The sequence below is a fragment of the Brachyspira sp. genome (assembly GCF_050873525.1).
Classification (GTDB): Bacteria; Spirochaetota; Brachyspiria; order Brachyspirales; family Brachyspiraceae; genus Brachyspira.
In genome coordinates this window covers 1-15,060 of record NZ_JBNMIZ010000038.1, presented here as the reverse complement: position 1 = coordinate 15,060, position 15,060 = coordinate 1, and the positions used below count along the sequence as shown (strand labels likewise).

The following is a 15,060-nucleotide window of genomic DNA, read 5'->3' as shown; positions in this document are numbered from 1 at the left end:
TGCTAAATGCCGCTATTAACAAAATAATAGCTATTCGTTTTGAAATTTTTAATACTTTTGTGTTAATCATAATTAACTCCTTATTTTAATTAAATTATAGGCTTTCAATTCCTATGTTAATAGTATAATAAATTTATTAAAAAAAGTCAAGTAGAATTTACTATTTCTATACAAAAAAAAAAAAAAATAAGAAATTTAGAAAAAAGTAGTGAAGTTATGAATAATCCAAGCGAATTTATAAATAAAGTTGACATAATTTAATTATTTTCTATTTTAATTAAGTGAAATTTTTTTGATTTTTTTTGATATTGTAAACCTTAAATTTTTTATTGTCATTGCGAGCGAGTGAAACAAGCGAAGCAATCCAGTATTGATAAAGCTAAATTCCAAAATTAAATTCTATAAATTTTGGATTACTTCGCCTAATGGCTCGTAATGACAGTTTATTATTCATAGCTTTTTTCATTTTTAATATTATAAAATCACTATATAATCTCTCGTTATTAAAGCGTCATAATTTTTATAACCCAATAATTTTAATATATCGTCCGAATGATGTCCCATTATTTTTTTAGCGTCTTCCGAATTATAATTTATTATTCCTCTTGCAAATTCTTCTCCGTTTTCATCCGCAATGCTCACTATATCGCCTTTTTTGAATTCGTTAATAATTTTTATAACTCCAATCGGAAGCAGACTAGATTCTTTTTCCAAAATCGCTTTTTTAGCGCCAGAGTTTACAATCACTTTTCCAATTATAGTCGTGGCGTAGGCAATCCATCTCTTTTTTGTATTGAGTTCGTCAATTTCTTTCACGGGATAAAAAATAGTTTTGTCTTTAGTTTCAAATATATCTTTAAGAACATCGGGCTTTTTTCCGTTCGCTATAAATAAAGCACAGCCCGAACGAGTCACAATTTTAGCCGCTTGAAGTTTCGTTTTCATTCCTCCGCGTCCGCCTTTAGAAGCGTCAAGTCCCAAATTTTCTATCTCTTTTGTGATTTCAAATACTTCATGAATAAATTTTGCGTTTTGGTTTGTTTTCGGATTATCGTCATAAAGTCCGTTAATATCGGAAAGTATTATAAGCAAATCTGCGTCAAGTTCGCTCGCAACCAATGCGGATAATTTATCGTTTTCGGAAAAACTTACTTGAGTAATATTTCCTAAAAATTCAACTTCATCGCTCGATACGGTATCGTTTTCGTTTATGATTGGAATTACTTTATATTTCAAAAGCGTATCGAAAGTGGAACGCAAATTCAAATACCTTCTTCGGTTTGAAAAATCTTCTTCCGTCAATAATATTTGAGCGGTTATTATATCGTATTTTGAAAATCCGTCTTCATAAGTCGACATGAGTTGAGACTGCCCTATCGCCGCACAAGCCTGCTTCAAAGAATTTTCGCTCAAATCTACCGCGTTAATTTTTTTAGCTCCAAGTCCAACCGCTCCAGAAGTGACTATAAGAATTTCCTTTCCCATTCTGTGAAATTTGGCGATGGCTTCAATGAAAGAATATATTCGAGCCATTGAAATATATCCGTCATCTCCTCTCAAAACATTAGTTCCAAATTTGAATACTATTCTATTTATATTATTTAAATCTATTTTTTTCATTGAAATATTATAAATTATAGTCGTTAAAAAATAAAGAATTTAATAATAATTATGTTAACAGTATCAATTAAATTCCGATAACTATATTATGATAACTAATAATATAGACATAAAAAATAAATATCTTAAAGAAAATTTAATCGCGTATATTGGAAATAAAAGAAGATTACTGCCTTTTATAGAAAATGTTTTTTTGGATATTTTGGATAAAGATAAAAATATAAAAACGGCTTTGGATTTATTTGCGGGAAGCGGAAGCGTATCGAGATTATTAAAAACTTTGGATTTGGAAGTTTATTCCAACGATTGGGAACATTATTCTTATATTTTGAATTACGCGCATATTCAGATAAATATTGAAGACACAAAAAATATGTTTATTCATACGGGCGGACTTGAAAATACGATTGAAACGATTAACAATATTGATAGAATAAAAAATAAAGACAGATATATTTCAAAATTTTATTCTCCGAAAAACGATTATAATCCCGATTTGAAAAACGAGAGATTATTTTACACTCAATATAACGGAACTAAAATAGATATTATAAGACATAACATTGAAGAACTTTACAAAAATAACGCGATAAATCAAAAAGAATATTTTTATTTGATAGCTTCTCTAATTTACGAGGCGGCTACTCATACGAATACATCTGGAGTTTTCAAAGCTTTTCATTCTGGTTTCGGCGGAAGAAATAAAGACGCTTTAAACAGAATATTAACTCCAATATCTTTGAAAGAGCTTCCGCTATATGACGGCAAAAACGGTTATGTTAGTATGCTTGATGCAAACGAATTTGCGCTAAAAAATAAAGATAAAAAATTTGATTTGGTTTATTTGGACCCGCCATATAATCAGCATCAATACGGAAGCAATTATCATTTGCTTAATACGATAGCTTTGTGGGATAAACCGAAGATAAATAAAAATATATATATCAACGGAAAGAAAACGGACAAGGGCGGAATAAGAAAAGACTGGATAAAAACGAAATCCGATTACTGCTATAAAAAAACGGCAAAAAATTCTTTAATAAATTTGCTTGAAAATATAAACGCAAATCATATCGTTATGAGTTATTCTACGGACGGAATAATAGAATTTGATGATTTAATTTCAATCCTCGAAAATAAAGGCAACTTGAAAATAGAAACTTCAGAATATGTGAAGTATAGAGGAGCGAAACGTTCGATAGTAAATAAAACTAAAAACATAGAATATTTATTCATAGTCGACGCGAGAAAATCGAAAATTAAAAAATATAATAACGACAATCATTTGAAAGTTAAATATATCGAAAGCGTGAGATTAAAATTAAATAATCCCGTAGACTCTTCAAAAGATTATTTATTATTCGCAGATAAAGAAGGAAATATAAAATTGAATCTAAAATATTCCGTTCATATAATCAATGTCGAAGAAATTTGCGCGGAATTAAAAAATAAAAACGCGGATTATATAAAAAGATTTTCGCTGTTTTTGGATAAATATATTAAAGAAAATAATTTGGAAGCTTTGAAAATTTATTTTTCGCATTTGAAAAAAGCAAGTTTAATAAACGATATAAAATTGATAAAATATTTTGCAAATCATATTTTGAAAATTTATACGAGATTATGTTCAAAAAAATCGAACGAATATATACTCGACATAACAAACGAACTTTTGGATATAATTTATAAATACGACAATATAAGCGCCGTTGGTAAAATAAAGAAAAGAATGATTTATAATATTTCGCATTCTCAAATTTCGGATATTAATAAAAATAAAATTCTAAATAAGATTTAATTAAATTATCTAACCAAACTTGAAAAATCAAGCATATTCTTAAATATTTTATCAACCAAAGAAAGCAAAGCGATTCTATTATTTTTCAATTTTTCATCGTCCGCCATAACCATAATCTCTTTAAAGAAATTATCCAAAGGCTCGTATAAACTCGAAAGCATAGAAAATGTTTTTTGATATTCTTTATTTTCTATGAGTTTTTTTATTTCGGTTTCTTTTTCTTTATAGATTTTATATAATTCTCTTTCCGCTTTTTCTTCCAAAATCGATTCTTCAAAAACCAAAGTATGAGATGATTTTATTATATTTTTTACTCTCTTAAATACGAGCAAAAGATTTGCAAATAATTCTTCGTTTTTCTTTCTAAATTCGTCAATTGCGGAAATTTTCAAATAAGCGTCATATATATCGTCAATTTCCGTAGAAAGAACGCCAGAAATAGAATCTTTAGAAAAATGCAAATCGTTTTCAAATCGCGATTTAAAAAACTCGAATATATCATTAACCAAATCTTCGCTTTTATTATTTTTCGCTTCTTTCGGCATAGAATCAATAGTTTCTTCGATTAATTTTTTTAGGCTTATATGTTTTTTGGATTTCACTAAAATATTTATTATTCCGAGCGACTGCCTTCTCAAAGCGTTTGGGTCCTGCGAGCCAGTAGGAATATCGCCAACATAAAAACCAGCGACTATATTGTCCATCTTATCCAAAATTGCAATCGCTCGTCCCGTATCGTTTGAAGGAATATCGTCAGTAGCAAACAAAGGTTTATATTGTTCTTTAATCGCAGTCGCAACATTTTCGCCCAATCCCATTTCTTTTGCAAAATAAGAACCCATTATTCCTTGAAGTTCTGGAAATTGATAAACCATATTGCTTACCAAATCGGCTTTCATATATTTTATGGCTTTTAAAATATTATCTTTATCTTCGTTATAATTCAAATCTACTATCAAACTTATAGCGTTTCTTTCAAGTCTCTTCACTTTATCTGCAACGCTTCCGAGTTCTTTTCTAAACATAAGCATAGAGAGTCTGCCGTTCATTTCGTCCATGCCTTTTTTAATATCTTCTTGATACAAAAATCTTCCGTCCGAAAGCCGAGCCGTCAAAACTCTTATATTTCCCGCTATTATTTGAGGAGTTTTCGGCTGATTTGCAGTTATTACAAATATATTAGTCAAATCTCCGTTCTTATTGCATAATGGAAAATATTTTTGATGTTCAATCATTTCGCTCGTTAAAACTTCTTTAGGAACTTCCAAAAATTGAGAATCGAATTCGGCTGTTAATAAATAAGGTTCTTCCACCAAATCGACTACAATCTCCGAAACTTTTTTCTTCGATACCGCTTCAAAATTATTTTCTTTTTCAATTTTAGTTAGCTGATTAATTATATTTTCTAATCTTTTTTCTCTCGAAACTATGACATGTTTTTTAAGTAAAATTTCTTCATAATCTTTTGGATTATTTATTTCCGTAAATTCGGGAGACAATAATCTATGTCCCGTAATTTTATTATTCGTTTCTATTCCCGCGACTTTAGTTTTTATAATTTCGTTTCCAAATAAAGCCGCGACATTTCTTATCGGACGAACGAAAGCAAAATCTTTATCTCCCCATCTCATTTTCTTTTTGAAATCTATACTCGCGATTATATTTTCCAAATTTTCTTCAAATAATTTTTTAGTTTCAATTCCTTTTTTTTCTTTTTTGACATAAATATATTTTTTACCGTTTAATTCTTTTAAATAAGGTTTGTCGAAAGATTCTTTTTCCGTTATATCGTTTATATTTTTAATTTCGATATCATTCGCTTTCAAAAATCCTTCTCCCGCTTTCGTCAAAACTCCGTCTTTAATTGCGCTTTCAAATAGAGGACCTTTCGATTCTATAATATCGTCTTTTGATTTTTCATCCGCTTCTTCCACTAAAATTGACAATCTTCTTGGAGTGGTAAAAGAAGTTATTGATTTAAAATTAAGCCCGTTATTTTTTAACGCGCTCTCGATAATTTTCTTAAAACTCAAACTTGCAGGATATGCGAAGTCCGCTGGTATTTCCTCGACTAAAATCTCAATTAATAAATCTTTCATTTTTATTCCTTTTATTTTATTATAAATATCATTAAAATAATTTTTAAATAATTAATATATATTCTATTATTATAATTTAAAAAATTCAATATCAAAACAAAAAGACGCTAACAAATAATGAAAGCGCCTTTTCAGAAAAAGAATAAATTTTTATAAAAAAAGTGTATATCTCAATTCTTATGTCCCGGCATAAACAAATAACACCAACCGCGAGGATTATCCGTAAACGCAGCGGAATGCGTGAGCAAAGGACTCGTATATTCTGGTCTTTCTGCCAAATATATATTTTGATTAGTCATATAAGGCATATTCCAAGGTTTAAAGCCTTCACTTTCTTGATAAGGCGTAGGAAAAGAATATACTCCATAATAAGCGTAATAAGAATGAAGTCCCGCAGCTCCAGTATATCCCATATTATCGTAGTCATACATAACTAAAACTTCGATAAACCCAGGAACAGTATATTGTCTTTCAAATAAATTACCAGCCCAAGCCGTAGTAAAAGTGCTACTATAAGTTTCTATTACATGCCGATAAGCTATAAAATCGAATACTCCGTCTTTAAACGGGTCATCTCCTTTAACCCACTCCTCGCTTCCTCTTTTGCGATTTAAATATCTCTTTCTTGCATATTCAGTCGTCAAAGTGTTAGCGTAAATTCCGCCGACCGTAAATATTCCTTTCTGTTCCCATTTATAACGAACTATAGCCTGAGAACTTGCCGAACCTTCTCCTCCTTTCTTTTCTGGAAATTTTCTTTCCGTAATATCTCTATATTCGGTTACAATAGCTCCCACAAACTTTTTTATAATTGTGTCATCTTCTTTCCAAACTATATCTCCGTTAGCGTTGAAGTAATAATAATCTCGAGCCTGATAGTCTCCATGCTTATGTAAGTTTTGAAAATTATTCAAGTCGCGGTTATTCGCTTTATTTCTGAGGGCAAAAACTTTTCCATCGCTTTCGCCTCTTCTATTTATTTGGTCAAGCCATAACTGATTCAATTTATTTGTATCTTTATAATGAACCGTATAATATTCGTCTGACCCGGCAAAAGGCACGCGGATTTTATAATAATCGGTAGGTTTATCGGGCAAATTTGGAGCGAGTATATCGTCCGAATATCTGATTTCAGTGTAATCTGAGTTTGTTGTAATAACATAATTGACATTCATATTTGTAGCCCAAGCTGGAATATCGCCGCTAACACGAATAGCGTTAGTTTTGACTAAAGTGTTCGTTAGCAAATTCCCGTTTTGGTCATATAAACCAGTTTGATTTAAATTGCTGTCCATCTTGTCCGCACAAGAAACCATTACCATTACAGTTATAATTGTAAATAAAAATAAATTAATTAACTTTCTCATTTTACCCTCCTTAATTAATTTTTATGTCCCGGCATAAACAAAAAATGCCAATTTGGATTTCGATGTCCATCCGTAAACGCTGCAGAATGCGTGAGCCATGGAATAGTATATTCTGGTCTTTCTCCTATGTATATATTATGATTAGTCATATAAGGTATATTCCAAATCTTAAATCCCTCGTTAGAAGAATACTCTCCATGATAAGCGTAGTAGGAATGAAGCGCCGCGGCTCCAGTATATCCCATATTATCGTAATCATACATAACTAAAACTTCTATAAATCCAGGAACGGTATATTGCCTTTCAAATAGCAGACCTTCCCAAGAGACACTAAAAGTGCTACTATAAGTTTCTAGTAAATGCCGATAAGTTACAAAATCGAATACTCCGTCTTTATACGGGTCGTCTCCTTTAACCCACTCCGAGCTTCCTCTTTTACGATTTAAATATCTCTTTCTTGCATATTCAGTCGTCAAAGTGTTAGCGTAAACTCCGCCAATTGTATAGATTCCTTTCTGCGCCCATTTATAATAAACTATAGCCTGTCTGTGCAACGCTGTATCGCTACTACCAGGTCGCGCCTCTGGATATTTTCTTTCCACAATATCTCTATATTCGGTCACTATAGCTCCCATAAACTTTTTTATAATTGTGTTGTCTTCTTTCCAAACTATATCGCCGTTTTCATTGAAGTAATAATAATCTAGAGCCTGATAATTTCCCGTCCCATGAAGTTTTTGAAAATTATTAGCGTCTCTATTGTTAGCTTTATTTCTGAGGGCGAAAACTTTTCCATCGTTCTTGCCTCTTCTATTTATTTGGTCAAACCATAACTGATTCAATTTGTTTGTATCTCTATAATCTACCGTATAATATTCGCTTGACCCGGCAAAAGGCAATCGAATTCTGTAAATGGCGGTAGGGTCTTTTGGCAGATTTGGAACTGTAACATTACTAGGATATTTGATTTCGGTATAATTAGAGTTTGTTATAATTATATAATCGACTTTCATATTTGTAGCCCAACTCGGAATATCGCCGCTAACGCGAACAGAATTAGTCTGGATTAAAGTGTTTGTTAGCAAATTGCCGTTTTGGTCATATAACCCCGTTTGATTTAAATCCTTGTCCATCTTATCCGCACAGGAAACCAATACAATAGCCGCCGTCATAATAACGGAAATTATAAAATAAATTGTTTTTCTCATTTTATCCTCCCTTAAATTTTTATAATGTCGAAAAAAACTTATTCTCTCTACACATAAGTATAACAAATTTTTTAGAAAAGTCAAGTAAAATTTTCTATTTCTATACAAAAAAATAAGAAATTTAGAAATAAAGTAATAAATTATAAATAATCCAAGCAAATTCACGAATAAAGTTGACATAATTCAAGTATTTTATTTAAATTAAGTAAATTTTTTTGTCATTGCCGTTGCCGAGACTAAAGTCCACCGTTGGAGAGGCACGCAAGGCGAGGCACACAGAGCGTGGCAATCCAATTCTTATAACAATGTGGCTTTCGCTCTGCGTCCCTGCGGAAAGCCCATTGTGTGCATTTTTCTAATTTGCATTCAAGGGGTTAAAACCCCTTGTTATCAGAAAAAGCATCATTTCCAATCTGGATTACTTGGCTCTGCCCGACTTCACTCTGTGTGCCATTGGCAAGTCGCAGACTTCGTCCTCGTAATGACGATTTAAAAATATTGTCATTGCCGTGAGGCACACAGAGTGTGCGAGCCGAACGAGGCGACTGCCCGCTTTTAGCGAGTGAGGCGTGGCAATCCAAATAAAGTGGATTACTTCGCTTACGCTCGTAATGACAATGCATTATCTAAACAATCCATACAGATAACAAAATTACTAATCTAAATAAATTTATTAATACAATAAAAATGAAACCTATACATTCCGATAATTGAATACTAACAAAATATTTATTGAATTTTACTTAAATCTAATATATATTGTTATATTATCGATTAACAAAATTTTATTTTATAATACGGATTGATTAAATGCATAAAAAGAAAATATTTTTAATTTTATTTAGTTTGATTTTTAATTTAAATTTGCTCGCCCAAAGTTTGCCTCCAGCTCCGCCCGACAATCCCGAAGTCATTCCTATGAGCGAAATACATGAAGGAATGGAAGGCGTAGGTTATACGGTAATTCATGGAACTAATGTCGAGCCTTTCAAAGTAAAAGTTCTTTCCGTTTTAAGAAAAATGTGGAACGGAAGCGATGCGATATTGATAGAATTGGAAGGACTTAATTTGGAACATTCTGGCACTGTCGCTGGAATGAGCGGTTCTCCAATTTATTTTGACGGAAAAATTGCTGGAGCTTTGGCTTTCGGATGGAATTATGCGAAAGACCCGATTGCGGGAGTCACTCCAATAGAAGAAATGTATAAATTATATAACGACACAAATGTTTCAAAAGTGGCGTCAATAAGCAAGAATTCTTTGCAAACTCCTTTAATGTTTTCGGGCTTCAATGGAAATTCTTTTTCTGAGTATTCGGATAAATTCAAAGAAATGGGATTTTTTCCCATGCAGACGGGAGGCGCAATTTCGGATGAAAATCAAAGCGGAAAATTTTTATTTGGAGATTCTGTCGCAATAGTTTTGGTTGACGGCGATTTATCCATAGCTGGAGTCGGAACGGTTTCGCATACGGACGATGAGAAATTTTTATTATTCGGGCATTCAATGTGGTCCAAAGGAAGATTAAGAGCGCCCGTTTCGAGAGCTTATATAAATCATATAGTCGCATCCGCAGCGTCTTCTTTCAAAATCGGAGCGGCTTATTCCAATTATTTAGGCTACACGGTTTATGACGGCACTTTTGGAGTTTCGGGAGTTTATGGAGAAGTCCCAGAAAACACTATGATTCCCGTTAATTTGCAAGTGGAAGACCAAAGTTTTTTGAATAAAGATTTTAATTTTAGAGTATTAAACGACCCGACATATTTTTCTTATTTGCTTTCGATGGCAATTTACGAAGCGGTAACTTCGAGCGCGGGAAGCGAAGAGGATGGAGTATTTAGTATAAGTTATGAAATAGAAACGGATTATTTTGAAAAACCTTATAAAGTAACCGACAGAATATTAACCTACTCTTCCAAAGACGCTTTTAGAGAGGCGATAGAACAGTTAATTGCTCCAGTCGATTTTTTTATATATAATAATTTTAATAGAATTGGAATAAAATCAATAAAACTTTCGATAAAACGAAGTAATTTGGAATACGCTTTTTTAGACGATATAACTTTACTTGAAACGCGAGCGGTTGCGGGCGAGACTATACATTTGAGAGTTGGAATTACTCCTTACGGGCAGGAAAAAACTTATATAAATATTCCCGTTAAACTTCCCGTTAATTTGATTACTGATATTTACAGTATTTATGCGGCGAACGAATATATATATAATTATGCCGAAAGATTATTTATGCCGAATAAATATAAAATAAGAAATTTAGACGATGTTATGAGAATCTACGGCAAATCTTATGACGATAAAGCTTTGAAAGTTTGGCTTTACTCTTCTTCGCGGGGAGTTCAAATAGGGAAAGATTCTTTTCCAATGCTTCCCGTTTCAAGATACGGAGTCATTGCCGACAATTATACTTCGGATAAATCTTCCGTCATAAATGCTATAGAAGGAGAATATAATATGCCTTACTCAATATTAGGCTTAATGAAAATAGATATAATCATAGAAGGAGCGAATAAGTATGAAAATCGCTAAAATAATTTTAACAGTATTAATATTATCACAAATCACGATTTTTGGAGTAGTTACCAGAAATTATTCGAGTTCGAGAAAAGGGTTTTATAATAACGGAACTTATAACGGAATAATGCTCACGGAACAAGGTTCTTTGGTTTTAGCTCCGATTATAGAAAAAGACGGCGCTATTGACGGAAAATTTATTTGGAAAATTTATCCTTCGGCGGACGGTTCAATATATGCTGCTATAAGCGGAAACGGAGCGGAATTATATAGAAGAAACTCGGGAGAAAGCGATTTTACTTTATTCGTCAAATCCACAAACGAAAGCGCTTTTACTTCGGTTATTTCGGATAATTCGGGCAATATATACGCGGCAACGGGTCCTTACGCGAGAATAATAAAATACGATAATTCGGGAAATGAAATTTGGAGTCAAAATGTTGACGACACTTATATTTGGGATATGAAATTCGATAATAATGGAAATTTATACGCGGCTGCGGGCGGAAATAACGCAAGAGTATTAAAAATATCTTCAACTGGAAATATAACGGAAATACTCAAAATTGACGAACAGCATGCCATGTCATTATATTTCGATTCTAAAAATAATAAATTATATGTTGGAACGGCGGGAAGAGGACTCGTTTTGTCGGTTAATTTGTCCACTAATTCTGAAAATCCTTCTTATGAAACTTTATACGATACGGCTCAAAATGAAGTTTACGCGATTACTATGGATAATATAGGAAATTTATATTTTGGAACGGCGACAAGAGAACCTTCTTATTTAATCCTTCCTTCAATAATAGACGGCGGAAAAGCGGCAGATGACAGCGCAAAGGAATTTAGAAATTCTTTATATAAAGCGGACGCTAACGGAACAGTTCAAAGATTATTTTTCTTGAATCAAACTTTGGTTTTTGCTTTAAGTTCCGACAACGATAATAATATATATTTCATTACGGGAGACAACGCCGATATTTATAAAATAAACGGAGATGACGGGCTTTTATCCTACATTGGCGGACTCGAAAATAAAACTCTCTCGACATTTTCCGCGACTAAAGACGGATTATATTTTGCCGTATCGAAAACGGGAGAAATATATAAAATGCAAAATAATAATCTTTCTGAAGGAAGTTTTGTAAGCGACACATTGGATTTAAGACTTTTAAGCAAACTTGGAAGTCTAAAAGCGATGACAAGCACTCCAGAAGGTTCGGATATATCTTTTGAAGTGAGAACGGGAAATGTGGCGAGAGTCGACAATACTTGGAGCGATTTTGTTCTGATTGCCGAAGACGGAAAAATTAACGCTCCAGACGGAAGATTCTTGCAATTTAGAGTGAAGATGAAAACATCTAATGCGGATTCCGTTCCAGTTTTGAGTTCTATGGATTTTACTTATGTTGAAAATAATTTAGCGCCTGATGTTTTAAACGGCGGACTCACTACTCATTATAAACAGCAAAACGATTCCAACGAAACTACAAAAAGCCCGCAGCTCGAAGAAAATGAAACTATGATTTATTGGAAAGGAAGCGACCCGAACGGAGATAAACTTATATACGATTTGGAATATAGATTGAAGGGCGAAAAAAATTATAGAAAACTTGCAAATAATTTGGAGACGCCATATTTTAGATTCAAGTCTTATTTGATGCCTTCTGGAATTTACGATTTTAGAATAACCGCAAGCGACAGATTCGATAATCCGATAGATTTGGCGAAAACTAAAACTTTGGAAGTTCTTAATATAAAATACGATAACGACCCGCCAGAAATATTCGATTTTGCGGTTAATACGGAAGGAAAAACAAGAAAAATAACTTTTAGAGCGGAAGATAAACTTTCATTTTTGAAAACGGTTAGATATTCCACGATAATGGAAGAATGGCATTATATAATTCCAGATGATAAAGTTTTGGATTCTATGAGCGAAAATTTTACTATTATAATCGAAGATGAAAACGCGGGTTCGATTACAATAGAAGTTATGGATGCGGATGGAAATATTAAATACTATTCTTTTGTAATTTAAAAAATTAACGGAGATAAAATGAGTATTAATTGCGTATGGTGCGGTAAAGAAATTGAAGAAATCGAAGGACAGGCGACTATGGATACCTGTGACGAATGCGAAGATTTTTTTGAAGATAATATTGACAATATTGCGAAAACTTTAAACGAACTTTTAAGAGAAAACGAATCGAATAAAAATGATAAAAATAATGACGAAAAAAAAGCATGGATAAGCTATTCTCTTATAACTGCGATTCATATGCTTAGTTCAAAACCTTCTTTAGAGTTTAAAGATTCAAAATATAAAGAAAATTTGCCTCAATGATTAAAAATAAAATTTATTTATTAACAACCAAATGATATAAATTTTGATTATAATCTCTATTCGATATTGTTTTATTTTCGTAAATTAATTTTTTATATTTATCGTTAGTAGAATTTTTATGCCTAAATCCGCCGTTCATTTTTAGAGAATATAAAATATCTCCAACGGTTATCGATTCGGGCGGGCATCCCAATATATAAGATATTTTCGAGCCGTCTACCGTTTTTATTATATACATAGCTTTTTCCAAACTTTCGGAAATTTCGTTTATTATAGTCGGAGGAGTTTTTAATTCTTTAGCGAGTTCATATACGGTAAAAGGTTTTTTCTTATTAATAAATCTGTAGGCGATTGCATGCATAAACTCCAAAGCTATAACTTCTTTTTCGGCAAAGGAAAGTTTAATATTCGTTCTGTCGACTCCATAAGCTCTAAAATATTGAAGCGAATAAGTGAGTTCCGCTCCAAATAAAATTATTATCCAAATTATATATAAAAGCAAAAGCAAAACGGGAATTTGAGCGAAAGCGCTTGCGGACGAAAACTCTGCGGGGCTTATACTTGTGAGCATATCGTCTTCGTTGCTTATCACTACCGAGTCGCCTATCTTAAAATTATATTTCATTAACTGTTCGAATACATTTGGAGAAAAATCTACAAAATTAAGCGTATTTGTGGAAATAACCTCTCTATCGTAAGTCGGCGCGCTTAAACCGTTTCCTAAATTTTCAATTATTCTATAGCTTATTCTTTCCAAAGTAATATTTGAAATATTTTTAGAAACATTATTTGAAGAATTTATTTCTTTTACGACATATTCTATTTTATATTTATCGCTGTCGAAAATCTGCTTATAATTTTTTACATTTAAATTAAGTCTAAAATAAACGCTGAAAAGAGTTATTATAGTTATCGCAACTAAAATCGAAGATATTGCAGCGTTCGACCAGTTTACTTTAGTTTGAGGAACTAAAACATAAGAAAATAAAACCAAAAGAGACATCGCTATTATCGGAGTTACCCAAGACAATAATATTCTAATTATAGTTGGAAAATTATACGAAGTTATATGAGTATAAGTTATGAGCGAAAATGATATTCCAATCATTATGGGAATCAAAAAAAGCAAAGCTATATAATTTGCCGCAACTCTCGGAATGGAAGTCTTTATTTTAACTCGCCAAATTTTTACAAGCGATTTTTGAATATTATGAAGTATTAAACCTGTGCTTACCAAAGTGGATATTACTCCGATTAATCCGAAACTCGCCAAATTTGTGCTATCCGCTATATTTAATATCTGTCTAACCATAGGTTCGTAAAATGGAGCGTTCGTTTCCATCCAGTCGAATATTATCATAAAAATATTTTGATACAAATTAAAAACTCTCAATATAAATAATCCTACTATCAAAGCGGGAATAAGAGATAAAGTGACAAGATAAGTTAGCGAAGCCGCTCTTATTGTGCAATCGTCTTTTATAAAATCTGTTACCGCAAAAGTTATCACTCTGAATAAATTTATAAAAAATCTTTTAGCGGGATTGAATAAAGACGCGTCCGTATAATATATATCTTCAATAAAAAAGTTTTTTAATTTCTGAAAAGTTTTTTTTAATTTTTTTATCTTAATCATAAGTTTACTCGCACTTGAAAAAAATATTATATAATGTATAATATAATAGACTTAAGCGAGGGTGGCGGAATTGGCAGACGCACTAGACTTAGGATCTAGCGCTTAGGCATGAGGGTTCAACCCCCTCCCCTCGTAAATCTATTCGTTTTCTTTTTTGTCTTCCACCTCTACCGAAAATTTACATCTGTCGCATACTTTTTTATAACCGCTATCCGTTTTAATCATTCTCATAGATTTTCGGCAATGGCAAAAAGGACAATCTTCTCTATTTCTAAATATTAAATACGAAAAAAATCCCGCCATTCTTCCGACAACCGATATAAAGAAAAGCAGCCCGAACATTAAAATAAATATTATAATTGCAATTATAAAAAATATAATAACTAATAAATCCACGATTAATAATCCAATAAAATAATATAATTCTAAATATTATAAACTATATTTATT

At 32.0% G+C, this 15,060-nt stretch carries 10 protein-coding genes and 1 tRNA gene; 5 read left to right on the top strand and 6 right to left on the bottom strand.

Annotated elements, in window-relative coordinates; all coding sequences use genetic code 11:
- Positions 1–474: 474 nt before the first annotated feature.
- Positions 475–1,620, bottom strand: a complete 1,146-nt coding sequence (proB, locus tag ACR0QS_RS04380) for a glutamate 5-kinase (protein WP_432632225.1) — start codon at positions 1,618–1,620, stop codon at positions 475–477.
- A gap of 88 nt (positions 1,621–1,708) precedes the next feature.
- Between proB and ACR0QS_RS04375 the strand changes: the two genes are divergently transcribed.
- On the top strand, positions 1,709–3,418 hold the full coding sequence (locus ACR0QS_RS04375) for a DNA adenine methylase (protein WP_432632224.1): 1,710 nt from the start codon (positions 1,709–1,711) through the stop codon (positions 3,416–3,418).
- Between the two features lie 5 nt (positions 3,419–3,423).
- On the opposite strand, the gene glyS is transcribed toward ACR0QS_RS04375, so the two are convergent.
- The 3 genes from glyS to ACR0QS_RS04360 all read right to left on the bottom strand — a co-directional run bounded on the left by glyS (position 3,424) and on the right by ACR0QS_RS04360 (position 8,092).
- Entirely contained in the window at positions 3,424–5,517 is a 2,094-nt protein-coding gene (glyS, locus tag ACR0QS_RS04370; RefSeq protein WP_432632223.1) for a glycine--tRNA ligase subunit beta, read from the bottom strand.
- 170 nt (positions 5,518–5,687) lie between these two features.
- Positions 5,688–6,884, bottom strand: coding sequence for a hypothetical protein (locus ACR0QS_RS04365; RefSeq protein ID WP_432632222.1), 1,197 nt, complete (start codon positions 6,882–6,884; stop codon positions 5,688–5,690).
- 14 nt (positions 6,885–6,898) lie between these two features.
- Positions 6,899–8,092 (bottom strand): hypothetical protein, encoded by a 1,194-nt coding sequence (locus ACR0QS_RS04360; RefSeq protein ID WP_432632221.1) that lies wholly within the window; start codon positions 8,090–8,092, stop codon positions 6,899–6,901.
- An 810-nt stretch (positions 8,093–8,902) separates the two neighbouring features.
- Between ACR0QS_RS04360 and ACR0QS_RS04355 the strand changes: the two genes are divergently transcribed.
- From ACR0QS_RS04355 to ACR0QS_RS04345, 3 genes are read left to right on the top strand one after another with little or no spacing between them, the layout of a single operon-like run.
- The gene (locus tag ACR0QS_RS04355; protein WP_432632220.1) at positions 8,903–10,639 is read left to right on the top strand and encodes a SpoIVB peptidase S55 domain-containing protein; all 1,737 of its coding nucleotides are present in this window, start codon (positions 8,903–8,905) and stop codon (positions 10,637–10,639) included.
- On the top strand, positions 10,626–12,668 hold the full coding sequence (locus ACR0QS_RS04350; protein ID WP_432632219.1) for a sugar-binding protein: 2,043 nt from the start codon (positions 10,626–10,628) through the stop codon (positions 12,666–12,668). Before ACR0QS_RS04355 ends, ACR0QS_RS04350 begins: the two co-directional genes overlap by 14 nt.
- 18 nt (positions 12,669–12,686) lie before the next feature.
- Positions 12,687–12,974: a hypothetical protein gene (locus ACR0QS_RS04345; protein ID WP_432632218.1), complete on the top strand. Its 288-nt coding sequence runs from the start codon at positions 12,687–12,689 to the stop codon at positions 12,972–12,974.
- 13 nt (positions 12,975–12,987) lie between these two features.
- On the opposite strand, the gene ACR0QS_RS04340 is transcribed toward ACR0QS_RS04345, so the two are convergent.
- The gene (locus tag ACR0QS_RS04340) at positions 12,988–14,610 is read right to left on the bottom strand and encodes a YhjD/YihY/BrkB family envelope integrity protein (protein ID WP_432632217.1); all 1,623 of its coding nucleotides are present in this window, start codon (positions 14,608–14,610) and stop codon (positions 12,988–12,990) included.
- A 55-nt stretch (positions 14,611–14,665) separates the two neighbouring features.
- On the opposite strand from ACR0QS_RS04340, the gene ACR0QS_RS04335 reads away from it, so the two are divergent.
- A tRNA-Leu gene (locus ACR0QS_RS04335) sits at positions 14,666–14,745 on the top strand.
- Positions 14,746–14,748: 3 nt separating this feature from the next.
- Here the strand turns inward: ACR0QS_RS04335 and ACR0QS_RS04330 are convergent.
- Positions 14,749–15,006: a hypothetical protein gene (locus tag ACR0QS_RS04330; RefSeq protein WP_432632216.1), complete on the bottom strand. Its 258-nt coding sequence runs from the start codon at positions 15,004–15,006 to the stop codon at positions 14,749–14,751.
- Positions 15,007–15,060 lie beyond the last annotated feature (54 nt).